The 22,852-nt window shown below is 65.5% G+C and carries 25 protein-coding genes; 9 read left to right on the plus strand and 16 right to left on the minus strand.

The window, feature by feature from the left end; all coding sequences use genetic code 11:
- Window positions 1–3: 3 nt before the first annotated feature.
- Entirely contained in the window at window positions 4–861 is an 858-nt protein-coding gene (locus AC1RP5_RS23265; protein ID WP_493114663.1) for a 23S rRNA (adenine(2030)-N(6))-methyltransferase RlmJ, read from the minus strand.
- An 85-nt stretch (window positions 862–946) separates the two neighbouring features.
- Here AC1RP5_RS23265 and AC1RP5_RS23270 point away from each other — a divergent pair, with 85 nt between their 5' ends.
- Window positions 947–1,885 (plus strand): acetamidase/formamidase family protein, encoded by a 939-nt coding sequence (locus AC1RP5_RS23270; protein WP_493114664.1) that lies wholly within the window; start codon window positions 947–949, stop codon window positions 1,883–1,885.
- A 31-nt stretch (window positions 1,886–1,916) separates the two neighbouring features.
- The gene (locus AC1RP5_RS23275; protein WP_493114666.1) at window positions 1,917–3,023 is read left to right on the plus strand and encodes a PLP-dependent cysteine synthase family protein; all 1,107 of its coding nucleotides are present in this window, start codon (window positions 1,917–1,919) and stop codon (window positions 3,021–3,023) included.
- A gap of 3 nt (window positions 3,024–3,026) precedes the next feature.
- Here AC1RP5_RS23275 and AC1RP5_RS23280 read toward each other — a convergent pair whose 3' ends face one another.
- Both AC1RP5_RS23280 and AC1RP5_RS23285 read right to left on the minus strand, forming a co-directional pair.
- Window positions 3,027–3,323: a hypothetical protein gene (locus AC1RP5_RS23280; RefSeq protein WP_493114668.1), complete on the minus strand. Its 297-nt coding sequence runs from the start codon at window positions 3,321–3,323 to the stop codon at window positions 3,027–3,029.
- A 68-nt stretch (window positions 3,324–3,391) separates the two neighbouring features.
- Window positions 3,392–4,603 (minus strand): MFS transporter, encoded by a 1,212-nt coding sequence (locus tag AC1RP5_RS23285; RefSeq protein WP_493114670.1) that lies wholly within the window; start codon window positions 4,601–4,603, stop codon window positions 3,392–3,394.
- 101 nt (window positions 4,604–4,704) lie between these two features.
- Here AC1RP5_RS23285 and AC1RP5_RS23290 point away from each other — a divergent pair, with 101 nt between their 5' ends.
- On the plus strand, window positions 4,705–5,415 hold the full coding sequence (locus AC1RP5_RS23290; RefSeq protein ID WP_493114672.1) for a hypothetical protein: 711 nt from the start codon (window positions 4,705–4,707) through the stop codon (window positions 5,413–5,415).
- Window positions 5,416–5,437: 22 nt separating this feature from the next.
- Here the strand turns inward: AC1RP5_RS23290 and AC1RP5_RS23295 are convergent, their stop codons facing one another.
- The 4 genes from AC1RP5_RS23295 to AC1RP5_RS23310 form a co-directional block, all read right to left on the minus strand.
- Window positions 5,438–6,400 carry a Bug family tripartite tricarboxylate transporter substrate binding protein gene (locus AC1RP5_RS23295; protein ID WP_493114674.1) on the minus strand — a complete coding sequence of 321 codons (963 nt, stop codon included), beginning with the start codon at window positions 6,398–6,400 and terminating at the stop codon, window positions 5,438–5,440.
- Window positions 6,397–6,840, minus strand: coding sequence for an NfeD family protein (locus AC1RP5_RS23300; RefSeq protein WP_493114675.1), 444 nt, complete (start codon window positions 6,838–6,840; stop codon window positions 6,397–6,399). The genes AC1RP5_RS23295 and AC1RP5_RS23300 overlap by 4 nt, the downstream gene beginning before the upstream one ends.
- A 6-nt stretch (window positions 6,841–6,846) precedes the next feature.
- Complete coding sequence (locus AC1RP5_RS23305; RefSeq protein ID WP_493115253.1) at window positions 6,847–7,809, minus strand: SPFH domain-containing protein; 963 nt, start codon at window positions 7,807–7,809, stop codon at window positions 6,847–6,849.
- Between the two features lie 80 nt (window positions 7,810–7,889).
- Window positions 7,890–8,672, minus strand: a complete 783-nt coding sequence (locus tag AC1RP5_RS23310) for a glutamine amidotransferase-related protein (protein WP_493114677.1) — start codon at window positions 8,670–8,672, stop codon at window positions 7,890–7,892.
- A 92-nt stretch (window positions 8,673–8,764) separates the two neighbouring features.
- On the opposite strand from AC1RP5_RS23310, the gene AC1RP5_RS23315 reads away from it, so the two are divergent.
- The 3 genes from AC1RP5_RS23315 (at window position 8,765) to AC1RP5_RS23325 (ending at window position 11,348) form a co-directional block, all read left to right on the plus strand.
- Window positions 8,765–9,376: a 2-hydroxychromene-2-carboxylate isomerase gene (locus AC1RP5_RS23315; protein WP_493114679.1), complete on the plus strand. Its 612-nt coding sequence runs from the start codon at window positions 8,765–8,767 to the stop codon at window positions 9,374–9,376.
- Window positions 9,373–10,674, plus strand: a complete 1,302-nt coding sequence (locus tag AC1RP5_RS23320; RefSeq protein ID WP_493114680.1) for an aspartate aminotransferase family protein — start codon at window positions 9,373–9,375, stop codon at window positions 10,672–10,674. The genes AC1RP5_RS23315 and AC1RP5_RS23320 overlap by 4 nt, the downstream gene beginning before the upstream one ends.
- Window positions 10,675–10,787: 113 nt before the next feature.
- Entirely contained in the window at window positions 10,788–11,348 is a 561-nt protein-coding gene (locus AC1RP5_RS23325; RefSeq protein WP_493114682.1) for a hypothetical protein, read from the plus strand.
- A gap of 85 nt (window positions 11,349–11,433) precedes the next feature.
- On the opposite strand, the gene AC1RP5_RS23330 is transcribed toward AC1RP5_RS23325, so the two are convergent.
- Window positions 11,434–12,408, minus strand: a complete 975-nt coding sequence (locus AC1RP5_RS23330) for a fatty acid desaturase family protein (RefSeq protein WP_493114684.1) — start codon at window positions 12,406–12,408, stop codon at window positions 11,434–11,436.
- A gap of 65 nt (window positions 12,409–12,473) precedes the next feature.
- On the opposite strand from AC1RP5_RS23330, the gene AC1RP5_RS23335 reads away from it, so the two are divergent.
- Both AC1RP5_RS23335 and AC1RP5_RS23340 read left to right on the plus strand, forming a co-directional pair.
- A complete protein-coding gene (locus AC1RP5_RS23335) occupies window positions 12,474–13,370 on the plus strand; it encodes an alpha/beta fold hydrolase (RefSeq protein ID WP_493114686.1) in 897 nt (298 codons plus the stop codon).
- Window positions 13,367–13,981 (plus strand): NAD(P)-dependent oxidoreductase, encoded by a 615-nt coding sequence (locus AC1RP5_RS23340; protein ID WP_493114688.1) that lies wholly within the window; start codon window positions 13,367–13,369, stop codon window positions 13,979–13,981. Before AC1RP5_RS23335 ends, AC1RP5_RS23340 begins: the two co-directional genes overlap by 4 nt.
- A gap of 294 nt (window positions 13,982–14,275) precedes the next feature.
- Here the strand turns inward: AC1RP5_RS23340 and AC1RP5_RS23345 are convergent, their stop codons facing one another.
- From AC1RP5_RS23345 to AC1RP5_RS23360, 4 genes are all read right to left on the minus strand, one after another.
- The gene (locus AC1RP5_RS23345) at window positions 14,276–15,436 is read right to left on the minus strand and encodes a M20 family metallopeptidase (RefSeq protein ID WP_493114689.1); all 1,161 of its coding nucleotides are present in this window, start codon (window positions 15,434–15,436) and stop codon (window positions 14,276–14,278) included.
- Window positions 15,437–15,512: 76 nt separating this feature from the next.
- The gene (locus tag AC1RP5_RS23350) at window positions 15,513–16,436 is read right to left on the minus strand and encodes an SDR family NAD(P)-dependent oxidoreductase (protein WP_493114690.1); all 924 of its coding nucleotides are present in this window, start codon (window positions 16,434–16,436) and stop codon (window positions 15,513–15,515) included.
- Between the two features lie 18 nt (window positions 16,437–16,454).
- Window positions 16,455–17,669 carry a multidrug effflux MFS transporter gene (locus AC1RP5_RS23355; protein ID WP_493114692.1) on the minus strand — a complete coding sequence of 405 codons (1,215 nt, stop codon included), beginning with the start codon at window positions 17,667–17,669 and terminating at the stop codon, window positions 16,455–16,457.
- On the minus strand, window positions 17,666–18,409 hold the full coding sequence (locus tag AC1RP5_RS23360) for a transglutaminase-like domain-containing protein (protein ID WP_493114694.1): 744 nt from the start codon (window positions 18,407–18,409) through the stop codon (window positions 17,666–17,668). The genes AC1RP5_RS23355 and AC1RP5_RS23360 overlap by 4 nt, the downstream gene beginning before the upstream one ends.
- 38 nt (window positions 18,410–18,447) lie before the next feature.
- Here AC1RP5_RS23360 and AC1RP5_RS23365 point away from each other — a divergent pair, with 38 nt between their 5' ends.
- Window positions 18,448–18,945 carry an SRPBCC domain-containing protein gene (locus AC1RP5_RS23365; protein WP_493114696.1) on the plus strand — a complete coding sequence of 166 codons (498 nt, stop codon included), beginning with the start codon at window positions 18,448–18,450 and terminating at the stop codon, window positions 18,943–18,945.
- Window positions 18,946–18,947: 2 nt separating this feature from the next.
- On the opposite strand, the gene AC1RP5_RS23370 is transcribed toward AC1RP5_RS23365, so the two are convergent.
- From AC1RP5_RS23370 to AC1RP5_RS23385, 4 genes are read right to left on the minus strand one after another with little or no spacing between them, the layout of a single operon-like run.
- Window positions 18,948–20,675: a YncE family protein gene (locus AC1RP5_RS23370; protein ID WP_493114698.1), complete on the minus strand. Its 1,728-nt coding sequence runs from the start codon at window positions 20,673–20,675 to the stop codon at window positions 18,948–18,950.
- A gap of 22 nt (window positions 20,676–20,697) precedes the next feature.
- A complete protein-coding gene (locus AC1RP5_RS23375; RefSeq protein ID WP_493114699.1) occupies window positions 20,698–21,159 on the minus strand; it encodes a PaaI family thioesterase in 462 nt (153 codons plus the stop codon).
- Entirely contained in the window at window positions 21,156–21,620 is a 465-nt protein-coding gene (locus AC1RP5_RS23380) for a PaaI family thioesterase (RefSeq protein ID WP_493114701.1), read from the minus strand. Before AC1RP5_RS23380 ends, AC1RP5_RS23375 begins: the two co-directional genes overlap by 4 nt.
- Window positions 21,621–22,793: an acyl-CoA dehydrogenase family protein gene (locus AC1RP5_RS23385; protein ID WP_493114702.1), complete on the minus strand. Its 1,173-nt coding sequence runs from the start codon at window positions 22,791–22,793 to the stop codon at window positions 21,621–21,623.
- Between the last annotated feature and the right edge of the window lie 59 nt (window positions 22,794–22,852).

The following is a 22,852-nucleotide window of genomic DNA, read 5'->3' on the forward strand; positions in this document are numbered from 1 at the left end:
GCGTTACGCCGGGGCCTGTTCGCTGGCGGGTGACACGGAGAACGTCGCCCTGACGCCCTCGCCCAGCCTCGCCGCGATCCACGGCAGCGCCTCGCGCATCGCTTCCTCGAACTTCCACGGCGGATTGATCACGACCAGCCCGCAGGTCGCGAGCTTGCCTTCCGGCACGCGTGGGCCGAGATCGAGTTCCATATTCAGGTACTTCACGTCGGCCAGCGACGCGATGAACGCCGCGGGCGCCTCGTCCTTGATCGGATACCAGATCGCATAGCAGCCGATCGGGAAGCGGCGCAGTCCGTGCCGCACGGCGCGCGCGAGCACTTCGAATTCGTCGGTCGCCTCGAACGGCGGATCGATCAGCACCAGCGCCCGGCGCTCGACCGGCGGCAGGAACTCCTTCACCGCGTGATAGCCGTCACCCTGGCGCACCTCGACCGCGCGATCGCCGGCGAACTCGCGCTTCAGCCGCATCGCTTCCTCGGGATGCTTCTCGCAGGCGACGAACCGGTCGCCCGGCCGCAGCGCCGCCCGCACCAGCCGCGGCGAGCCGGGATAGCGATGGAGCGCGCCGCCCGCGGGGCCGAACTTGCGATTGTAGGCCTGCACCGCCGCGAGATAGCGCGCGACCGCGCCCGGTACGCCGGCGCGGGCTTCCGCCATCAGCCGCACGATGCCTGCCTCGGCTTCCCCGGTGCGCCGCGCCTGGTTGCCGCCGAGATCGTAGCCGCCCGCCCCGGCATGGGTGTCGAGCACGAACAGCTTCTTATCCTTGGCGGTCAGCAGCCGCAGCAGCTCGCACAGCGCGGTGTGCTTCAGCAGGTCCGCGAAATTGCCGGCGTGATAGCCGTGGCGGTAATTCAAGGGTTAGCCTGTCCGGACCGATTTGAGATGATTCCCCGGGCACGGTATGTGCTTCGGGCGCAGGACACTACAATTGAGGAACGAAATGGCCAACCACGAGCTGCATTCTTCGCCCGACACCTGCCACTGGGGCTATTTCGACAGCCAGTTGAAGCCGCAGCTGCGCATCAAGTCCGGCGACACCGCCACCATCCACTGCGTGTCCGGCGCCGCCGAGATCCTGCCGGGCGAGCCGTTCAACGTGCTGCCCGAGCACCGCGAGATCCTGAACACGCTGAAGCCGCATATCGGCCGCCACATCCTGACCGGCCCGGTCCATGTCGAGGGCGCCGAGCGCGGCGACGTGCTGGCGGTCGAGGTGCTCGACATCAAGTTCCGCACCAACTGGGGCTGGAACGTGCAGCGCCCGCTGATGGGCACCCTGCCCGAGGACTTCCCCTTCTATCGCCTGACGCACATTCCGATCGATTCCAATCGCGGCGTCTGCACCATGCCGTGGGGCACCGAGATCGAACTCAATCCGTTCTTCGGCATCATGGGCGTCGCCCCGCCGCCGGAATGGGGTCAGTGCAGCTCGGTCGAGCCGCGCGCTTTCGGTGGCAATATCGACAACAAGCACTTCCGGGTCGGCACGACCGTCTATTTCCCCGTGTTCGCCGATGGCGGCCTGTTCTCGACCGGTGACGGGCACGGCGTTCAGGGCGACGGCGAGGTCAACCTGACGGCGCTCGAGACCAGCCTCAGCGGCACCTTCAAGTTCACCCTGCACAAGGGCATGAAGCTCAACAATCCGCGCGCCGAGACCGCGACGCACTGGATCACCCACGGCTTCGACCAGGATCTCGACGACGCCGCCAAGGAAGCGCTGCGCGACATGATCCGGCTGATCAGTGCCAAGACCGGCCTCAAGCCCGAGGACGCCTACATGCTCTGCAGCCTGCAGGCCGACCTGCACGTCACGCAGACGGTGGACGGCAACAAGGGCATCCACTGCATGATCGCGAAGAAGATTATCGGCGGCTGACGACAAGAACCGGGAAACGGGCGAGCGGACCATGACGCATATGCAGCTCCTCGACGAGGCGGTCGCCCGTCACAACGATGCCGAATGGTCCCGCCACGCGCTGGAGCTGATCCGCAACGATCAGCGCCGCTCGGCCGACACCCACCTGCTGCGCCTCGACTTGCCGGTGCTCGACGGTATCGATGTCTATCTCAAGGACGAGTCGACCCATCCCACCGGCAGCCTGAAGCACCGGCTGGCCCGTTCTCTGTTCCTCTACGGCATCTGCAACGGGCGCATCCGGCACGACACGCCGATCGTCGAGGCTTCGTCGGGCTCGACGGCGATCTCGGAAGCCTACTTCGCGCGCCTGCTGGGCCTGCCCTTCCATGCGGTGATGTCGGCCTCGACCTCGGCCGAGAAGATCGCCGAGATCGAGCGGCAGCACGGCACCTGCCATCTCGTGGCCGACGGCAGCGGCATCTATGCCGCCGCCGAAGCGCTCGCGACCGAATTGGGCGGCGTCTATGTCGACCAGTTCACCTATGCAGAGCGGGCGACCGACTGGCGCGGCAACAACAACATCGCCGAATCGATCTTCGAGCAGATGAGCCGCGAGCCCAATCCCATCCCGACCTGGATCGTTATGAGCGCCGGCACCGGCGGCACGACGGCGACGCTCGGCCGCTACATCCGCTACATGCGCCACGCCACACGGCTGTGCGTGGCCGATCCGGAATTCTCGGCTTTCTTCGAGGCCTTCTCGAAGGGCAATCTCCAGGCGACCTGCGATCGCGGCTCGCGCATCGAAGGCATCGGCCGCCCGCGGGTCGAGCCCTCCTTCATGCCCAAGATGATCGACCGCATGATGCGCGTGCCCGACGCTCAGTCGCTGGCCGGCATGCGGGTGCTGTCACGGTTGCTAGGTCGCAAGGTCGGCGGCTCGACCGGCACCAACTTCGTGGCGCTGTGCATCCTCACGTCGCGCATGAAAGCGGAAGGCCGCACGGGATCTCTGGTGTCGCTGATCTGCGACAGCGGCGAGCGCTACGGCCACACCTATTACAACGACGACTGGATCGCCGCGCAGGGCCTCGACCTCGCGCCGCACGAGCGCGCGCTCGAAGCCTTCCTTCAGGACGGCGAAGCGATCATCTAGCCGTTACTGCTGGGCGCGCTGCGGCGGCTTCTTGGCAGGCGGCAGTGGAGCCATCGGCCTCACCCCGATCGGTTCTTCCGTGATCGGATAGCGCGGCAGCTCGCTGATCTCCTGCGAGCCGGGCATCGGCAGGATCGCCTGATTCTTCCAGTTGGGACCGGCCGTCGCTCCATTGCCTCCCGCGACCGGCGGACCCGACTCCTGCATCGTGCTGAAGTCCGAGTTGAAGCGCTGAGGCTGGGCGTGGGCGGCGGTGCCGCACGCAGCGACGATCAACAGGGCCGTAAAAGCGACCTTCATGGGATTCTCCGGGTTCTGTCCTTCCCTAACTCGGGAGACGGTCCCGGCGTTGCGCTGTGTGCGCAAAATTAGGCGGGCTGCGGCGCCGTCTTTTGCGTCGCCGAAGGGAATGGTGGGAAAGCCAGCGCAACAGCCACGGCCGCCAGTCCGATGCCGAACGAAGCGAGGTAAAGATAGCCGTAGCCGTGGAAGGTATCGAAGATCCAGCCACCGACAGCCGGACCGAGCGCCATGCCAAGGCTGGAGATCATCGCCGCGCCGCCGAAGACCGTGCCCATGATGCGCATCGGGAAGTATTCGCGGGCGATCACGGCGTAGAGGGGCATCACGCCGCCATAGGCCATGCCGAACAGGATCGCGACGGCATAGAACTCCCCGGCCTCGCGCGTGAAGTAGTAGCTGCCGGCGCCCACCGCCTGGACCATCAACCCGACGACGACGACCCTCCGCGCGCCGAACCGGTCGCCCAGCAGGCCGAACAGGATGCGGCCGCCCAGTCCCGCCAGTCCCTCGACGCTGTAGATCGTCACGGCGGTCATCGCGGGCAGGCCGCAGGCGAGCGCGTAGCTCACCGTATGGAAGATCGGGCCGGAGTGCGCGGCACAGCAACAGAAGAAAGTGAGCGACAGCACGATGAACTGCGGCGAGCGCAAGGCCTGCCCCACGCTCATCCCCTCGCCGCCTTCCGCCGCCATGCCGGGCGACGCCTCGGTGGCAACGGGCGCCGCGCGCACGAGCAGCGCCGCCGGCACCAGCAGCACCCAGGCCGCAATGGCGATCGTCATCTGCGCCGTGCGCCAGTCGTAAGACGAGACCAGCCACTGCGCGAACGGCGAGATGGTCATCGGCGCCACGCCCATGCCGGCCGACACCAGTGAGACGGCAAGGCTGCGATGCCTGTCGAACCAGCCGGTAACGGTGGCGATCATCGGCGCGAACACCGCGCCGGCCGCGACGCCGACGACGATGCCGTAGATCAACTGGAATTCGAGCAGGCTGGTGGCGCGGCTGGCCAGCGCCAGGCCGAGGCCCAGCAGGATCGCGCCCGACAGGACGACGATGCGCGGGCCGAATTTGTCGCTGAGCGCACCCCAGCCGAAGGCCGCGACACCCATCGTCAGGAAGTCGAGGGTCATGGCGCTCGAGATGCCGGTGCGCGACCAGCCGGTATCGTCCGACATGGGCTGTAGGAAGACCGCGAGCGAGAACAACGCGCCGATCGCGACGCATCCCATCAGCGCTCCGGCGCCGACGATCACCCAGCCGTAGGACCGTTCCATCGAGACCCTCCGAACTCTGCGATCATTTGTTAACTTAACGGTTAACTATTTGCAAGCCCCCTCGCGCGCGGCCAGACTCTGCACCAGGCAAGGAGGCACAAATGCTGAAAAGGCTCTTCTGTCTGGCTGGCCTGCTGCTGATCGCAGCCACCGGCACGGCCTTCGCGCGCGACGAACTCGTCGCCGCCCGCATGTCGGACGGCAAGGAGTTCCCCTACGTCCTCACGACCAGCGGCGGGACACCGCGCTATGGCGTCATCCTGATGCCAGGCGGAAACGGCAACCTCGATCCGCGCATGGTGGACGGAAAGCTCGTGCTCTCCCTCGCCGGCAACTTCCTCATCCGCTCCCGCGAGCTGTTCGCCGAAGGTCCGTTCGTGGCGGCCTCGACCGATGCGACCACCACACCCGATCGCATCATGGCGATCGTGCGTGATCTTCAACGGCGTTACGGCAACATCGCGATCTACGTCATCGGCACCAGCCGCAGCACCGAGTCGACCATGGCGCTGTCGCCGGCCCTCGATGGAATGGTCGCGGGCTTCGTCCATTCCTCGTCGATGAACCGCATCGCGACCTTCGACACCAGGAAGTTCAAGAGCCGGCATCTCATCATCTATCACGCGATGGATGCCTGCCGGAACACCAAGCCCTCCTCCTCGGCTTCCGCGCGCAGCAACGGCACGGAGGCGATCGAAGTGACCGGCGGCACGTCGACCGGCGACGATTGCGAAGCGCGCGCCTATCACGGCTACAACGGCATCGAGCGGGCGACCGTCGACAAGATCAAGGCGTGGATCACGCGGTCTTGAGCGAACGAACTTTCTTCGGCCCTCACTCAGGCTTGATATTGGCCTCGCGGATCAGGCGGCCGAAGCGCTCGTATTCCTTGAGATTGAAGCGCGTGAATTCCTCGACGGTCATCGTGCCTGGCTCGCCGCCCAGCCCGCGCAGCTTCACCTGCACGTCGGGCAGCGCCACGACGCGGATCAGTTCGGCCTGCAGTTTCGCCACGACATCGGCCGGTGTGCCCGCGGTCACGTAGACGGCATACCAGGTCGTCATGTCGAAGCCCGGCAAGCCGGCCTCGGCGAGGGTCGGCACATCGGGCAGCTCGCTGCTGCGCCGGTCTGAGGTGACGGCCAGCGGCTTGAACTTGCCGGCCTTGATCTGGCCCATCGACGAAGACGTCGTGTCGAACATCATCTGGACGTTGCCGCCGATGATATCGAGATGCGCCTGAGCGCTACCCTTGTAGGGCACGTGCAGGCCCTTCACGCCGGCCGCCACGTCGAAGGCCTCGCCCGCGATGTGCTGCGTGCTGCCGACGCCCGACGAGGCGTACTTGAACTCGCCGGGCCTGGCCTTCATCGCCGCGATCAGTTCCGGCACGGAATTCACCGGCACCGAGGCGCCGACCACCAGCACGTTGGGCACGTTCACGACGAGCCCGATCGGGATCAGGTCCTTGATCGGATCGAAGCCGAGCTTCAGCAGATGCGGCGCGATCGCCTGCCCGGTGTTGGTCGCGACCAGGATCGTGTGGCCGTCGGGCGGCGCCTTGGCGGTGAGATCGGCGGCGATGGTGTTGGAGGCGCCGGGCTTGTTCTCGACGACGAAGGTGCCCTTCATCGATTCAGCGAGCTTCTCGGCCAGCATACGGGCCACGATGTCGGTGCCACCGCCGGCATTGGCGCCCACCATTAGGCGGACGGTCTTCGTGGGATACGCCGTCTGGGCCGTCGAGATCGCCGGCGCCAGCAGGACGGGCATCGCCAGCAGCAGCCTGCGCTTCATGGTGCAGGCTCGACGGCCAGCTCGGTGCCGCTCACCGACTTCACCCGCACCTTGGCGCCCTTCACCATGTCGGGACCGGTCACGCTCCAGCTTCCATCACCGAGATTGACCCGGCCGCGACCGTTCAGGATCGGCTCTTCGAGCACGATGACCCGGCCGATCAGCGCGTCGGCACGGGCGTTGAGCGTCGAGGTCGCCGGGTTGTCGGCATGCTGCAGGCGACGCAGGGTCCGGCGCAGCCCGATTGCGGCCACGACCGATATCACCGCGAAGGTGAGCAACTGCAGCTCAAGCGAAAGGTCTGACACGACCAGCAGGAACAGGCCTGCCGCGGCCGCGCCGATCGCCAGGAAGAGGAACATCACGCCGGGCAGCATCATCTCGAGGACGAGCAGCACCGCGGCCAGCGCCCACCAGTACCAGAAGACGATCTTGAACATCGCCGCCTACCCCGCGTTGGGAACGGAGCCGCGCGGTCGCGCCGTGGCCTCGACGCCGCGCGCCTGCGCCTCCTTGGCGAGTTCGCCGATGCCCGCGATCGACGCCATGACGCCGGCCGCCTCGACGGGCAGGAAGAACACCTTGGAATTGGTGCTGGAGCCCATCTTGGACAGCGCTTCCACGTACTTGGTGCCGAGGAAGTAATTGGTCGCCTGCACGCCGTTGCCGGCGATCGCCTGCGCGACGACCGAGGTCGCTTTGGCTTCAGCCTCGGCCATGCGCTCACGCGCCTCGGCATCGCGGAAGGCGGCTTCGCGGCGGCCCTCGGCGGTCAGGATGGCCGACTGCTTCTCGCCCTGGGCGCGCTGGATGCTCGATTCACGCACGCCCTCGGATTCGAGGATGGTGGCGCGCTTCTCGCGCTCGGCTTTCATCTGCCGGCCCATCGCCACGACGATATCCTCGGGCGGCGCGATGTCCTTGACCTCGATGCGCAGGACCTTGACGCCCCATGGGCTGGTCGCCTGGTCGATCACCGAGAGCAGCGTGTTGTTGATGTCGTTGCGCTTCGACAGCGCCTCGTCGAGCGCCATATTGCCCATCACTGAGCGGATGTTGGTCAGCGCGAGGTTGGTGATGGCGAGGTGGAGGTTCTGGACCTCGTAGGCGGCGCGCGCCGCATCGACCACCTGGTAGAAGGCCACCGCGTCGACCTGGACGCTGGCATTGTCCTTTGTGATGACCTTCTGCGGCGGGATGTCGAGGACGTTCTCCTGCATGTTCATCTTGCGGCCGATCGTATCGACGAAAGGCACGATGAAATGCAGCCCAGGCGGCAGGGTGCGCGTGTAGCGGCCGAACCGCTCGATCGTCCAGTTTGTCCCCTGGGACACCGTCTTGACCCCGGCGAAGATCAGCACCAGCGCCACGAGGACGACGGCCAGCACGAAAATCAGCGCACCCGATATCATTCAGCGTCTCCCTGGATTTCACAAGGAGCGTAGCCCATGCGGGCACGCCGAACCATCTTGCCGCCGGTATGAAGCCGCTAGTCGGCTGCGGCGGCGGCGAACTCGGCCTGGGGAGCGGATGCCTTGAGCGAAGGCGCGGCAACGCGCTGGTCGGTCGCGAGCCAGCGGTCGAGGAAGCCGTTGATCCAGCGATCGAGCGGCGGATCGTAGAGCGCGTGCATGGAGAGATGGACGCCGCGCTGCTGCGCGCCCGGCATCTTCAGGCGCTCAGCCGCCGAAAGTGTCCAGATGCCCTTCATCTCCAGGGTCACTTCGGGGTGGAACTGGAAGCCGAATGCGTTGGGGCCGCAGCGGAAGCCCTGCACCGGATAGCGGTCGTTGGTGGCCAGCAGCTCGCAGCAGTCGGGGATGGTCATGCCCTCGCGGTGCCACTGGTAGACCTTCATCGGCGCCTTGAACCAGGCACGGCCGGCTTCGGTCGGTTCGACATCGACATAGCCGATCTCGACCAGGCCCTCGGGATGCGGACCGACCCGGCCGCCGGCGGCGCGCGTGAGCAGCTGGGCGCCGAGGCAGAGGCCGAGGAACGGCACGCCGGCGTCGACCACCTTGGGAATCCAGTCGAGCTCGCACTTGATGCCGGCCAGGGTGCCGCAATCGTTGGCCGACATCGGGCCGCCGAAGATCACCACGCCGGCATAGTCGGACATGTCCTCAGGCAGATTGCAGCCGAGATTGGGGCAGAGACGGTGCAGTTCGTAACCGCGCTTTTCGAGCAGGGCGCCGACCCGTCCGGGCCGCGAATGCTGCTGATGCACGACGATGGCGATCTTCTTGGGGGCGATCTTTTCGGGGCCCATTTCTCTACTCTGACCAGACGATACCGTCATGGATTTGCAAGATATGCGCCAGGTGTGGCAACGACAAGGCGAACGGCTTCAAGGGGGACGAAATGGCGCGGCAACTGGATTTCTACTTCGATTGCTCGAGTCCCTGGACCTACCTCGCCTTCCACGCGGTCCAGCCGGTCGCCGCGGAGACCGGCGCGGAGATCGTCTGGAAGCCCATCCTGGTCGGCGGGGTTTTCAACGCCGTCAACCAGACCGTCTACGAGAACCGCGCCAAGCCCAATCCGCTGAAGCAGGCCTATAGCCAGAAGGACATGCAGGACTGGGCGCGCCTCTATGGCCTCGCCATCAAGTTCCCGCCCACCGTCTTCCCGGTGAACAGCGTCAAGGCCATGCGCGGCGCCTTCGTGGCGCTCGACGAGGGCAAGCTCGTCCCCTACGCCACCGCCGCCTTCGAAGCCTATTGGGGCGACGACCGCGACCTTTCGAAGGAAGACGTGCTGGCAGACATCGCCAAGAAAGCCGGCATCGAGCGCCAGCGCTTCTTCGCCGGCATCGAGACCGATTCCTGCAAGTCGCGGCTGAGGGCCAACACCGACGAGCTGATCGCGCGAGGCGGCTTCGGCAGCCCGACGATCTTCGTCGGCAACGACATGTATTTCGGCAACGACCGCATGCCGCTGGTCAAGGCCGCGCTGGAGGCCCTGCCCGCATGAGCAAGAACGCCGATCCCGATTTCTGGGCCAAGGCCAATGCCCATCTGGTGCGCTATGGCGGCGCCTACTCGCCGCTGATCGCCGAGAGCGCGGCGGGCAACTACTTCACCGATGCCGACGGCCGCCGGATCCTCGATTTCACCTCCGGCCAGATGAGCGCGATCCTGGGCCACAGCCATCGCGAGATCGTCGAGGTGGCGCGGCATTACATCGGCGAGCTCGACCACCTCTATTCGACGATCCTGTCGCGTCCCGTGGTCGAGCTGGCGGCGCTGATCGCCCAGGTCTCCCCCGGCAAGCTCGACCGCATGCTGCTGGTCTCGACCGGCGGCGAGTCGAACGAGGCCGCCCTACGCATGGCCAAGCTGGTGACCGGCCGGCACGAGATCGTGGCGATGAGCCGGTCGTGGCACGGCGTCACCGGCGGCGCCGCTTCGGCGACCTACGCGTCGGCCCGCAAGGGCTATGGCCCGCCGCAACCCGGCGCGCTGGTCCTGCCCGCCCCCGACACCTACCGCTCGCGCTTCATCGACGATCGCGGCGTCTACGACTGGCAGGGCGAACTCGACTTCGGCTTCGAGCTGATCGACCGGCAGTCGAGCGGCGCGCTGGCGGCCTGCATCGTCGAGCCGATCCTGAGTTCGGGCGGGGTACTGGAACCGCCCGAGGGTTGGATGGCGGCACTGGAGGCCAAGTGCGGCGAGCGCGACATGCACCTGATCTTCGACGAGGCGCAGACCGGCCTTGGTCGCACCGGCACCCTGTTCGCTTGCGAACGCGACGGCGTGACCCCGCAGTATCTCACCCTCTCCAAGACGCTGGGGGCCGGCCTGCCGCTCGCCGCCATGCTGACGACGCCCGAGATCGAGGACGTGGCGGCCGAGCGCGGCTTCCTCTTCTATACGACCCACGCCTCAGACCCCCTGCCCGCCGCGGTCGGGCTCAAGGTGATCGAAGTCATCCTGCGGGATAAATTCACGGAACGCGCGGCAACCCTCGGGAAGCGGCTGAAGGATGGCCTGATGGCGCTACAGCAGCGCTACGACTGCATCGGCGACGTGCGCGGCCGCGGCCTGCTGCTCGGCCTCGACCTGGTGAAGGACCGGCGCTCGCGGACGCCCGATCCTGAGCTTGCCCAGAAGGTCGCGCGGACCTGCCTGGAGATGGGGATGATGACCAGTACCGTCCGCGGCGGATTCGGGATATTCCGTATCGCGCCGCCGCTCACCGTGGACGAGGCGGAAATCGACCTCGGCCTCGAGATCTTCGACCGCGCGCTCACCAAAGCTTTACAGTGAAATTTCCGGTAATTCGGCCGTTCCGTGACCGTAAGTGGTATTTGGATTTGAAACGGGCGTCTAACTGTTGTACCCGCTGGCGGTTTCCGGCCAACGGCCTTGGGAGTACCTGAATGTTCAAGAGGCTTACGCAGGCGGCAATTCTTTCGGGAAGTATCCTGGCATTGGGCGCCTGCACGCTCGGCGGCCAGTCCCAGACGGCAGCAGCGCCCGTGAAGGCGCCGGCGGCCGACTACCAGGCACCCGTTCCGCCGTCGCCTCCCGCGGGTCAGATCCGCGCGATCTGCTACAACGAAGCCGACCTCTCCATCGTGCGGGCCCGCATGGTGCAGCAGGAGCTTCAGGTCGTGACCCTGCAGTGCCAGGGTCCGGGTGGACGCCGCGCTTACGAGACCGTCTATGCCGACTTCGTCGGCAAGTTCCGCAACGAGTTCGCGACCAACGCCCGCTCGCTCTCGCAGATCGCCGGTCGCAAGCGCTTCAACACCGACGTGATCGTGACGGAAATCGCCAACCGCACGGCGCAGCGCGCGCCGACGGACAAGGAGTTCTGCGCTCGTGGCAAGCGCGCGTTCGATTGGGCGATGGACCCGAAGGTGACGACGCTGGCCCAGGTGCCGCCGCCGTACGACCTCGGCCCGGAGATGAACATCCATCCCTGCCCGGCCCAGTAAGCAAGACGAGTCAAACAGGACGAAACGGAAAGGCGGCCCCCCAAAGGGACCGCCTTTTCTTTTGCCTTCTCGTCGTCCCGATGATTCAGATGTGTTGCGCGGCGCGTTCGCCGGAGCCGCGATCGCCGCCCTTCGTGCCGGTCGTGGCGGTCGTGGCGGCCCTGAGCACCGCAAGGTAGCCGGGCTTCAGTTCCATCGAAAGCCGGCGACCGCCGTCCAGCAGCGCGCGATGGGCCTGCGGCAGGCGCCAGCACGGCACGAACATGAACAGGTGATGTTCCAGGTGATAATTCACCCAGTAGGGCGCCACCAGAAGCCGCATCAGCGGATTGGCGTAGGTGGTGCGGGTGTTGCGCAGGGGATCGTCGTTGTCCGACACGATCGCATGCTCGGCGATGTTCCGGATGCGGCTCACGAGCTGGTACCAGGTGGCGAGCGGCAGCAGCCACATCACCGGATAGAGCCACCAGTAGCCGATCGCCGACAGGCCCGCGAGCAGGACGAGGTTGGCGATCAGCGAGCCCTTCTCCTTGCGCCACAGATTGCCGAGCTGCACGGCGAGCGGCGCATCGGCGGGACCGAGCGCGCGGCGGAGCTGCTCGCCGCGCCGCAGGAACGCTGTCTGTCCGGTGAGGTCGCGCACGATCTTGCGGCGCAAACTCGTGCGGCTGGTCGGGAAGGCCGCGGACAGGCCGAGATCGGGATCCTCGGCCTGCTGCGTGAAGCGGTGATGCTGCAGGTGGTAGGGCCGGTAGAGCGTGAGGCTGGTGAACACCGGATAGGCGCAGAGCCAGCTCCCGACCCAGTCGTTGAGGCGCTTGTCGGCGAACAGCAGCCCGTGCGCCGCATCGTGCATCAGGATGGCGATGCCGAGCTGGCGGCCGCCGATCACCATGGCGCCCAGCAGGAAGGTGAACGGATTGGGCCACCAGGCGAACAGCGCCATGCTGCCGCCGATCAGCGCCCAGGCGTGCAGCACCAGCAGCGCGCCCACCAGGTTCGATTTGGCGCCCAGCCTGCGCGTCTGCTCCAGGGTCAGAAAATCGCCGATCCGGCTCATCTTTGAAGGCTGGTCGCGGCACGGACGGCTGTCAACGCCGCCCGGGGCCGTCTATATGTCAGCGGATGCAACGCAAATCCGTCCGCACCGACGTCCTCGACGTCACCTACGAGGAGCACGGGCCGCCCGACGGCGCGCCGGTTATCCTGCTGCACGGCTTCCCGTACGACGTGCGTGCCTACGACGAGGTCGCCCCGGCGCTGGCGGCCGGCGGCAATCGCGTGCTGGTGCCCTATCTGCGCGGCTACGGCCCCACCCGCTTCCTCTCCCCGGACACGCTGCGCTCGGGCGAGCAGGCAGCACTTGGCCACGACCTGCTGCAGTTGATGGACGCGCTCGGCATCCAGCGCGCCGCGCTGGCGGGCTACGACTGGGGCGGCCGGGCGGCCGTCATCGTCTCGGCGCTGTGGCCCGAGCGCGTACGCTGCCTCGTGAGCTGCACCGGCTACAACCTCCAGAACATCGCGGCCTCGGTCGAGCCGGCTTCCGCCGCCTCCGAGCACCGGCTCTGGTACCAGTACTATTTCAACACCGAACGCGGCCGCGCCGGCCTCACCAAGAACCGCCGCGACGTCTGCAAGTTGCTGTGGTCGCTGTGGTCGCCCGAATGGAAGTTCGACAACGCGACTTTCGAGAAGACGGCGACCTCGTTCGACAATCCCGACTTCGTCGACGTGGTGATCCAGTCCTACCGGCACCGTTACGGCTACACCAAGGGCGACCCCGCGCTCGAACCGCTCGAGGCACGGCTCGCGAAGCAGCCCGAGATCAATGTGCCGACCATCAATCTCCACGGCGCGGCCGACGGCGTCGGTCCCGCCTCAGACCGCGACGGCCAATCCGACAAGTTCAAGGCCGGCTACGAGCGCCGCATGCTGCCCCGGATCGGCCACAACGTCCCGCAGGAGGCGCCGGCGGAGACCGTGGCGGCCCTGCGCGACCTCATGAAGGAAACGCAATGACAGCCATCGCCCTCATCGGCTCCACGGGCAATATCGGCAGCCACGTCCTCGACGAGGCGCTGTCGCGCAAGCACAGCGTCACCGCCATCACCCGCGATGCCTCGAAGCTGAAGCCGCGCGCCGGCATGACCATCCGCCAGGGCAGCACCACCGACGTCACCTCGATGTCGGCGATCCTCAAGGGTCACGACATCGTCGTGGCCTCGGTGAAGTGGAACGAGGCCAGCGTCCATCACGTGCTGGAAGCGGTCCGCAAGAGCGGCGTGAAGCGCGTGCTGTTCGTAGTCGGCGCCGGCAGCCTGCTGCGCGCCGACGGCCGCACCCATCTCGACCACATGGCCGATCGCGGCATCCAGCCGCCGACCTCCAAGCCCGCATCGCTGGCGCTGGAGGAAGTGCGCAAGGTGAAGGACCTCGACTGGACGGCGATCTCGCCGCCCGCCTCGATCCAGCCCGGCGACCGCACCGGCAAGTTCCGCCTCGGCAAGGACCAGTTGCTCGAGGACAAGGAAGGCGTGAGCCAGATCAGCCGCGAGGACTTCGCGGTCGCGATCATGAACGAGATCGAGAAGCCGAAGCACCTGCACAAGCGGTTCACGGCGGCTTACTGAGCGCTCGTTAAGAAAGCCCGTCGTCCTGAGCGGAGCGCCGAAGGCGCGTAGTCGAAGGACCTCTTTTCCGGCGCACGGTGTGTCGAGGCGAAAAGAGGTCCTTTGACTGCACCGCCCTACGGGCGGCTTCGCTCAGGACGACGGGCTTTTTTGCTTCACTGCGGCTTACTGAGACGCGACGAGGGCCTCAGCTTCTCATGTCATCCTGAGCGCAGCGAAGGATCTCCGGTTCGCTGCGCACTCGTCTGCCCGCTATGGGAGGTCCTTCGCTTCGCTCAGGACGACAAGTAGCCCCTACTCCAGCGTCTCCAGCAGGCGGGCGCAGAGGTAGGTGCGGGGCTGCAAGGACGAATAATAGATCTGCTCGGTGATGGCGTGGGCGCCCTTGCCGTCGGCGCCGAGGCCGTCGAGCGTCGGGATGCCGAGTGCCGCCGTGAAGTTGCCGTCGCTGCCGCCGCCGGTCAGCGGCACGTCGTTCAGCTCCTTGCCGATCTCGCGATAGATCGCCTGCGCCTTCTGGAAGAGATCGGTGATGCCCGCGTCCTTCTGGTAGGGCGGGCGGTTCATGCCGCCCTCGACCGTCAGCTCGACTTCCTTGCCGATCGGTTCGAGGTTCAGGAACCAGTGCGTCATCTCCTCGGCGAGCTGCATGCTGGGCACGCGCAGGTCGACGTCGATCGAGCATTCGGCCGGCGTCACGTTCACGCCCGAGCCGCCGCGGATCAGGCCGACATTGCAGGTGATGCCGCGGGCATAGTCGGTCTTCTCCTCGATGCGCACGATCTGGCGCGCGATCTCGAGGATGGCGCTGCGGCCGTCTTCGTGGCGCACGCCGGCATGGGCGGCACGGCCCTTCACCGTCAGGGTGAAGCGACCGACGCCCTTGCGCGAGGTCACGACCTTGTCGCCGTCGCGGCCCGGCTCCATCACCAGCGCATACTTGTGGCCTTTCGCGGCTTCCTCGATGCGGGCGCGCGAGGTCGGGCTGCCGACTTCTTCCTCGGGAATGAACAGGAACGTCACGGGCAGCTTGGTCTTCTTGCCCTGGCGGACCAGGTGACGCAGCGCGTAGTAGGCGATGTAGCCGCCCGCCTTCATGTCGTAGATGCCGGGGCCGTAGACGCTGTCGCCTTCCTGGCGGATCTTCAGCTCCTTCTCCTTCATCCCGAGCGGATGGACCGTGTCGAGATGGGCGAGAACCAGGATGCCCTTGCCCTGCCCCGTGCTCCATTCGGCCGGGGTCTTGGCTTCCAGGATGTCGCCGAAGCCGTCGCGGCCCGGCGTGCGGTTGAGGTTCAGGCCAAGGTCGCGGCACTGGCCCTCGACCTTGTCGACCATGACATTGACCGCCTTCGCGTCGTGGCTCGGGCTCTCGATCTCGATCCACTCGACGATGCCTTCGAGGATCTCCTTGGGATCGATCTTGGGCTCGTTCTTCATGTTCTCGGCGGCCATGTCTCTCAACTCCGGTTGGCGACCCTCACCCGGGAAGAGCGCCTTCCCGGGATGAGGGGCTGTTGGATACTGGGACTTAGATCGGATCCCAGGTGAAGTACTCGGGCGAGCGCTTCATGTCGGTGAAGTAGGGCTTCATCGACGGCACGGCGTGCTCGGCGATGTCCTCCAAGGTCCAGCCCTCGGAGTTATGCACGGAGCGTACCGGACGGTTGGCGTTGAACAGCATGATCTCGTTCATGCGCACGCCGAAGATCTGCGAGGTGATGCCCTGCTGCTGCGCCGAATCGGACAGGAGGTAGACGGCCATCGGCGCGATCTTGGCCGGGGTCATCTTCTTGGAGCGCTCGAGGCGCGCCTTCTGCGCGTCGGTGTCGGCGGGGATGGTGCCGATCATACGCGTCCAGGCGAACGGCGAGATGCAGTTCGAGCGGACGTTGAACGCCGCCATGTCGAGCGCGATCGAGCGCGACAGGCCGATGATGCCCATCTTCGCGGCCGAGTAGTTGGCCTGGCCGAAATTGCCGACGAGGCCGGAGGTCGAGGTGAAGTGCACGAAGGCACCCGACTTCTGCTCCTTGAAGTAGTTGGCGGCGGCGCGGCTGGTGTTGAACGAGCCGTTCAGATGGACGTCGATGACCATCTTCCAGTCCATGTGGCTCATGCGATGGAAGATGCGGTCGCGCAGGATGCCGGCATTGTTGATGACGCCGTCGATGCGGCCGAAATTCTCGACACCCGCCTTGATCATGCGCTCAGCACCTGCCGGGTCGGCCACGCTGTCGCCATTGGGAACGGCCTGGCCGCCCGCCGCCGCGATCTCGGCGCAGACCTTCTCGGCCGCCGTCGCGCTGCCGCTGCCCTCGCCGTCGACCGCGCCGCCCAGATCGTTGACCACGACCTTGGCGCCTTCCTTGGCCGCCAGCAGCGCCATCTCGCGGCCGATGCCGCCGCCCGCGCCGGTCACCAGCACGACCTTGTCCTTCAACATGTTCGCCATTGTCTTCTTCTCCCTCTTCTATTGATCCAGTTTCGGGGTCCGCGGCTCGCCGCGCAACAGCCGCGCGCTCAGCACCGTTGCAACGGCGAAGGGTGCGAGCCCGATCACCATCGGCATCGCGATGTAGCGGCTGCCGATCACCGTGAGCGCCGCCACCGCGACCGTGCCCATGGCGCCCATGCCCATCTGCGCGAGGCCCGCCAGCGACGAGGCGGTGCCGGCCAGGCGCGGATACATGCCCACGGCGCCGGCATTTGCGTTGGCAACGATCATGCCGGTGCCGAAGCTCAGCAGCATGTGCGGGCCGACGATGGCCCACCAGGTAACGATGCCGGAGAGCGAAAGCGCGGCCATCCCGACCAGTGCCGCAACGTGGAACCAGCCCGAGAACATGATGATGTCGACCGGCGCGACGCGGCCAACCAGTCGGTTGTTCACGAAGGTGCCCGCGGTGAAGCCGCCGACCGAGAGCAGCACGATCAGCCCGAACTCGCGCGGGCTGAAGCCCATGCTCTCCTGCAGCACGAACGGCACGCCCGCGAGCATCCCGAAGTTCATGGCGAAGGCAAAGCCCAGCGGCAGGATATGGCCGAGGAAGCGGCGGTCGCGCAGCATCTCGCCCGAACCGCTCAGCAGGCTCGAAATGTCGATGCGCTCGCTGCGGAACTTGTTGGTCTCGCGCAGGCCCGCCAGCGTGACCAGGAACAGGATCGTGCCGAAGCCGCCCACGAACCAGAAGGTCGCGCGCCAGCTCGCCCATTCGCCGAGGAAGCCGCCGACCGTCGGCGCCAGCGACGGCGCGATGTTCTGGCCGAGCGAGATCCAGCTCATGACCAGCGGCATTTCCTTGAAGGTGTAGGCATCGCGCGTCAGCGCGCGCCCCAGCACCGATCCCGACGCCGCGCCAAGACCCTGCAGGATACGCAGGCCGATCAGTCCGCCAATCGACGGCGCGAAGGAACAGGCGAAGCTGGTGATCGTGAAGAACAGCAGCCCGGCCAGCAGGACCGGCCGGCGCCCGAACCGGTCGCTGAGCGGCCCGTAGAAGAGCTGCCCCACCGCGAAGCCCAGCATGTAGGTGGTGAGCGTCAGCTTCACATTGTCCGGCGTCGCCAGCAGCTCGTGGCCGACCGACGGCATGACCGGCGTGTAGATGCTCATGGTGAGCGGGCCGAAACTGCCCAGCGCCACCAACAATGCGATGTAGGCGGGCGAACGCGGTGCGAGATTCACTTGGGTTCCACTTCCGCAGCGCCCTCGGCGCCGAAATCGCCACCCAGTGCCATATCGCCTTGGGCCATCTCTTCCTGCGCCCGCGACAGCCGCGGGTAGTAATGGCGGAAGGCGTCGCGGATCTCGTCGAACGGGATGTCGGCGAATACGCCGCGATAGGCGAGATATTCCATGTGACGACGGCCGCTGAGATCGAACGGGTGATAGATCGAATCGCCCACCGCGTCCCAGTCGAGCGGCTTCAGGCCGAACTTGTCGGTGAGCTCGCGGTTGAAGGCCGGCGTCGCCTTGACCCAGCGCCCGTCGAGCCAGACGTCGGTGTAGCCGTGATAGTAGAAGACGTCGCTGCCCATCAGCTCCGACAGGCGCTTGGTCGTCATGTGGTTGCGCACGTCGGCGTAGCCCAGCCGGGCCGGGATGCCGGCGGCGCGACAGACCGCAGCCATGACGCCCGCCTTGTTCACGCAGTAACCATGACCGGCTTCGACGGTCGCGCTGGCGCGATAGGCCTCGCGCTTCATCGGTGTGTTGTAGGGATCGTAGCGCAGCTCGTCGCGCACGGCGTAGTAGAGCCGCAGCGCCTTCTCGCGATCGCTGCCCTCGCCGGCCACACGCCTTGCATAGGCCACGATTATCGGGTGATGTGAATCGATCAAGTCGCCCGGGTGTCGATAGGCCTCGAAGCTGGCGCCGTCACGAACGACGTCGTCGGCCGGGGTCTTGAGGGATTCGTAATCCATGTGCGGCGTTTTCTTTAAGCCAAGAAGTAGGAAAGTCCATGAGCGACGGCGCGCAATTCACCCATGCGCATATGGTGCGCTTCGAGAGGCACCTTCCCGGCCCACCCGCACAGGCCTGGAATTTCCTGGCCGACACGAGCCGCCTGCCCGGCTGGTACGGCGAGGGCCGGATCGAGCCACGCGTCGGCGGCGCCGTCTCGCTGATGGGCGGCCACATTCGCGGTGTTGTCACACAATGGCAGCCGCCGGGCCGGCTGGCTTACACATGGAACGTGTACAATCCCGGGGATGCGACCTCGCCCTACCCTGAATCCTATCTGATCCTGACCATGGCGGCCGCCGCCGAAGGCACGACCTTCACGCTCGAACACCTGCCGGTGCTCGAGAAGTTCGTGAAACTGAACGCCATGGGCTGGCACACCTTCATGGACATGGTCGAAACCGCCGTCCGCGGCGAGGCCGTGCACGGCCGCGAGCACTACATGGCGCGGAACGCGAAGCAGTACGGCGTGGATCTGAGCAATCCGCTGGGGTGACGCTACCGGCGGATTGAATAGACAAATAAGGCGCTCATCGTTCTTGCTGCGAGCTTTTTGGCGTCAGGGCTGAACGCGATCTCCTCGATCTCGTGGCCCTCCGCCGAGTTCAAAACCTTGACGAACCGATCCGTATGGTTCGCATCAGTAGCATACACCCCGCTCCAGCATCCCAGCGCGAACAGCTGCTTGTCGCCACTGCCTGACAGTTGGCAGGATTGTTCGTTTACCACCGTGCGAGAGATCAGCGCTCCGCTTTGCAGATCCCATGTAGAGACCTCGTAAGTCCTGCCGGACTCCAAACTGGCGGCCACAACCAAACGTCGACCCTCAGCAACATAGAGTGCCTGAGCCGTCCGCGCATCAAGCGAGCCGGTCCAAGTCGTGGGCCGGATCTGGGTCTCGAATACGCCCTTTTCATAATCCCAAACAAAGATCGACTTTTGGTGCACGATGACAATCTTGGGATTGAAGGGGTCAGCTCCAATCAGCTGCCAGCGATTTGGCTCCACGGAGAAGGATGGAGACTTGAGTGGCCTCAGCCCATCAGTGCCCAGATCGAATGCTGCAAGCCCTTCCTTGGCGTGAACCAAGAGCGATTTTTGATCGTGAGATACTGCAAATTGCGACGTCCATGGCGCTGCCGGCGCGTTCCAAGTCACCTCCAAAGATCGACTGTCGATTTGAAGGAATCGCCAAGATGCTTTGTCTCCACTGTCAATGGCCCAGATCGTATTGCCATCCTGGGAACGAGCTATGGAAGCCCAGCTGACCGGAGTTTTCAGGATCGTTCGGGTGCCTGAGGCGAGGTCAAACCGGACAAGATTCTTGTCTTCCCGCTGCCAAATAAACTCCGTTATCGGAGCTTCGGTACCTGTGATCGTTTCACCGTCAATCGACCATTGAAACCGGGGACGGGCTCGGAAAGAAGGGAACTTGAACACATTCGTCTGTGCCCACGCTTCATCCAGAGAAGCTGGGCTCCGACGCGCAGTCCAGACAGCTGGGTCACGCTCACCTGCTTCGATAGCATCCGAGATAAGATGCTGGTGTCCCGAATCTCGCCGAGCGATCAATTGCAGCTCGTAGGCCGCGATCAGGCCTTCTGTGCTTGTCGAACCCAACTCCGATTGCCAACGCCGCAAATGTTCAGCCGCATCATCGAACCGTTCAAGTCGCCGCAGCAATTCACCTTGCAGGACAATAAACTTGCGGCGCTGCGCTCCTTCAGCAAGAGCGACGTCAGCCGGCAGTCTTGCCAGTAACTCCTCTGCGTAACGCGTGTATTGATCTCCGCCCGCTTCCCAGGTAGCGGCAAGCAGCGTCTCGGAAGCTAATGAATGCGCCCCTCCTGACCGATCCATCAGCCAGAATGCCCGATAATAAGATGTCTCGTCCTTCGTCGCTTGGTATTCGGCCGAAAGAACAAACGGCCGCAACTTGTCGAGCTCGGCGTCGTCGAATTTGTGTTTATAGAATACGAATCCGTTTGTAGGGCAGACGGCAATTGGCCAAGGGCTACTGATCATCCCGACTTGCTGAAAATCAAGCTGCCGACCGAAGACCGTGCCTGAGGCTTGCCCCGTAAAGCGAAACCTTACGCCATCGTAAGGGCAGACTTTTTCCTCTTCGCTGGAAGTCCTAGCAAGAACACTCGTTGCAATGCCGGCCCCAAGAAGAGCTGCCGAAACTATTGCAGCGCCAAGTATTCTTCGTCTAGTCGTCGCCATGTGCTTTGGGTTCCCAAAAGATCTAAAGCGACGGCGGGGCGTCGGCATCGGATTTGACCAGGAAGTGGGCGTTGGCCGTCGCGACGGGGCGGGAGCGGTCTTCCTGCCAGGCTTCGGCGAAGACGTTGACCATGCGCCTCCCCTGCTTCGTCACCTTGGCGCAGGCGATCACGTCGACCGGGCGCGCGGAACGCAGATAGTCGACGGTGATGTTGACGATCTTCGGCACCGTCTCGGTCTCCGTCTCCCACAGGAGATGGAAGATCGCCGCCATCTCCAGCATGGCGCCCAAGGTGCCGCCATGGATCGCCGGCAGGAACGTGTTGCCTATAAGCTCCGGGTGATAGCGCATGCGGGTCAGCAGCTCGCCCGTGCCGTTCTCGGGCGCGATCTGCATCCAGCGCGCATAGGGAATGGCTTCGGCCAGGCGGGCGACGTTGCCCTCCTTGCGTGCCTCGGCGAGGCGTTGCAGCAGCGCGCTCATGGCTTGTCCACCAGCGCCGGCCGCGTCGCCTTGCCCTTGGTGCCCAGCATGAAGGTGCCGGCCGCCGCCGCGATCGGGTCCTTGGCATCGCCGTGATGGGCGAAGGCGCGCGTGAAGGCGACCGACCGTGTGATGCGGTAGCACTCGGCTTCGGCGATCACCGGCTTGCCGGGTTCCGCCGGCCGCACATAGTCGATGCGCAGGTCGAGCGTCGCGAAAGGCTCCGGCGCCTTCAGCATCGTGGCGACTGACATGCCACAGCAGCCGTCGAGCATCGCGGTCAACGGACCGCCCGCCAGCACGCCGGTCTCGGGATTGCCGACAAGTTCCTCGCGCCAGTCGAGCTGCATCGAGGCAAAGCCGCGCGAGGCGCCGATCACCTTCAGGCCCAGCGCCTTGTTGTGCGGGATGTTGTCGGAGAACCACTGCTGGAAGAGCGCGATGCGCGCGTCTTTTTCCATTTAAAGCCCCATCTGCCGGGCGGCGAGATCCTTCATGATCTCGGTCGAGCCGCCGCCGATCGACATCACCTTGGTCTCGCGATAGATGCGCTCGACCTTGGCGCCGCGCAGGTAGCCCGCGCCGCCGAACACCTGCATCGCCTCGTTGGCGCAGAATTCCATCGTCGAGGTCGCGAGGTTCTTCAGCATGCAGATCTCCGCGACCGGCTTCTCACCCTGCCCGACCCGGTAGGCCAGCAGCTCGAGCGTCGACTTCACGGCGTTGATGCGCATCGCCATGTCGACCAGCCGGTGGCGCACCACCTGGTTGGCGATCAAGGGTTTGCCGAAGGTGTGGCGCTCACGAGCATAGGCGATCGCCTCGTCGAGGCAGACCTTGGCGTAGCCGCAGGCGCCGGCCGACATGCCCAGCCGCTCGGAATTGAAGTTCAGCATGATGCCGATGAAGCCGCGATTCTCCTCGCCGATCAGGTTCTCGACCGGGACCTTCACATTGTCGAAGAAGAGCTGCGCGGTATCAGACGCCCACCAGCCCATCTTCTTGAGTTTGGTCCGGGCAAAACCCTCGCGGTCGCGTTCGATCAGGAGCAGCGAGACGCCGCCTGCGCCCGGCCCACCGGTGCGCACCGCGACCGTGTAGTAATCGGCGCGCATCCCTGAGGTGATGAACATCTTCGAGCCGTTGACGACATAGTGGTCACCCTCGCGCCGCGCCGTGGTCTTGAGGTTCGCCACGTCCGAGCCGCCGCTGGGTTCGGTGATGGCGAGCGCGCTGATCTTCTCTCCGGCCAGCACCTCGGGCAGGACCTTGCGCTTCATCCATTCCGGCCCCAGCGCCGCGATCGGCGGGGAACCAATGGTGTGGCTGTTCAGGCTGGCGTTGAGGCCGCCGCTGCCGTGGCGCGCCATCTCCTCGGCCTTGACGATGCCGAAGAACGGATCGGTCGGAACGCCGCCATATGCCTCGGGGAAACCCAGCTGCATCAGCCCTGCAGCCGAGGCCTTGCGATAGAGTTCGCGCGGGAACTCTTCGGCTTCGTCCCACTGGTCGACATGGGGCATGATCTCGCGCTCGACGAAGCGCCGAACGGTGCTCCGGAACGCTTCGTGCTCCTCGGTATAGAACGGCGACGGCGGCCTTCCCGAGGGGACGGCCTGCTCGGCGAGCGACATGAAAATTCTCCGGTAACGAGCACTGGATCGATCCACAGTATAGCGCGCCGGCTGAAAAT

It is taken from the genome of Reyranella sp. GW821-FHT12G01, assembly GCF_058806575.1.

Coding starts and splice junctions, on each gene's coding strand:
- AC1RP5_RS23270 (WP_493114664.1), top strand. CDS start 947: ATGGCCAACCACGAGCTGCATTCTTCGCCCGACACCTGCCACTGGGGC.
- AC1RP5_RS23330 (WP_493114684.1), bottom strand. CDS start 12,408: ATGAGCCGGATCGGCGATTTTCTGACCCTGGAGCAGACGCGCAGGCTG.
- AC1RP5_RS23335 (WP_493114686.1), top strand. CDS start 12,474: ATGCAACGCAAATCCGTCCGCACCGACGTCCTCGACGTCACCTACGAG.
- AC1RP5_RS23375 (WP_493114699.1), bottom strand. CDS start 21,159: ATGAGCGCGCTGCTGCAACGCCTCGCCGAGGCACGCAAGGAGGGCAAC.
- AC1RP5_RS23370 (WP_493114698.1), bottom strand. CDS start 20,675: ATGGCGACGACTAGACGAAGAATACTTGGCGCTGCAATAGTTTCGGCA.
- AC1RP5_RS23350 (WP_493114690.1), bottom strand. CDS start 16,436: ATGGCGAACATGTTGAAGGACAAGGTCGTGCTGGTGACCGGCGCGGGC.
- AC1RP5_RS23385 (WP_493114702.1), bottom strand. CDS start 22,793: ATGTCGCTCGCCGAGCAGGCCGTCCCCTCGGGAAGGCCGCCGTCGCCG.
- AC1RP5_RS23345 (WP_493114689.1), bottom strand. CDS start 15,436: ATGGCCGCCGAGAACATGAAGAACGAGCCCAAGATCGATCCCAAGGAG.
- AC1RP5_RS23360 (WP_493114694.1), bottom strand. CDS start 18,409: ATGGATTACGAATCCCTCAAGACCCCGGCCGACGACGTCGTTCGTGAC.
- AC1RP5_RS23310 (WP_493114677.1), bottom strand. CDS start 8,672: ATGGGCCCCGAAAAGATCGCCCCCAAGAAGATCGCCATCGTCGTGCAT.
- AC1RP5_RS23320 (WP_493114680.1), top strand. CDS start 9,373: ATGAGCAAGAACGCCGATCCCGATTTCTGGGCCAAGGCCAATGCCCAT.
- AC1RP5_RS23295 (WP_493114674.1), bottom strand. CDS start 6,400: ATGAAGCGCAGGCTGCTGCTGGCGATGCCCGTCCTGCTGGCGCCGGCG.
- AC1RP5_RS23300 (WP_493114675.1), bottom strand. CDS start 6,840: ATGTTCAAGATCGTCTTCTGGTACTGGTGGGCGCTGGCCGCGGTGCTG.
- AC1RP5_RS23380 (WP_493114701.1), bottom strand. CDS start 21,620: ATGGAAAAAGACGCGCGCATCGCGCTCTTCCAGCAGTGGTTCTCCGAC.
- AC1RP5_RS23280 (WP_493114668.1), bottom strand. CDS start 3,323: ATGAAGGTCGCTTTTACGGCCCTGTTGATCGTCGCTGCGTGCGGCACC.
- AC1RP5_RS23285 (WP_493114670.1), bottom strand. CDS start 4,603: ATGGAACGGTCCTACGGCTGGGTGATCGTCGGCGCCGGAGCGCTGATG.
- AC1RP5_RS23275 (WP_493114666.1), top strand. CDS start 1,917: ATGACGCATATGCAGCTCCTCGACGAGGCGGTCGCCCGTCACAACGAT.
- AC1RP5_RS23325 (WP_493114682.1), top strand. CDS start 10,788: ATGTTCAAGAGGCTTACGCAGGCGGCAATTCTTTCGGGAAGTATCCTG.
- AC1RP5_RS23315 (WP_493114679.1), top strand. CDS start 8,765: ATGGCGCGGCAACTGGATTTCTACTTCGATTGCTCGAGTCCCTGGACC.
- AC1RP5_RS23340 (WP_493114688.1), top strand. CDS start 13,367: ATGACAGCCATCGCCCTCATCGGCTCCACGGGCAATATCGGCAGCCAC.
- AC1RP5_RS23365 (WP_493114696.1), top strand. CDS start 18,448: ATGAGCGACGGCGCGCAATTCACCCATGCGCATATGGTGCGCTTCGAG.
- AC1RP5_RS23290 (WP_493114672.1), top strand. CDS start 4,705: ATGCTGAAAAGGCTCTTCTGTCTGGCTGGCCTGCTGCTGATCGCAGCC.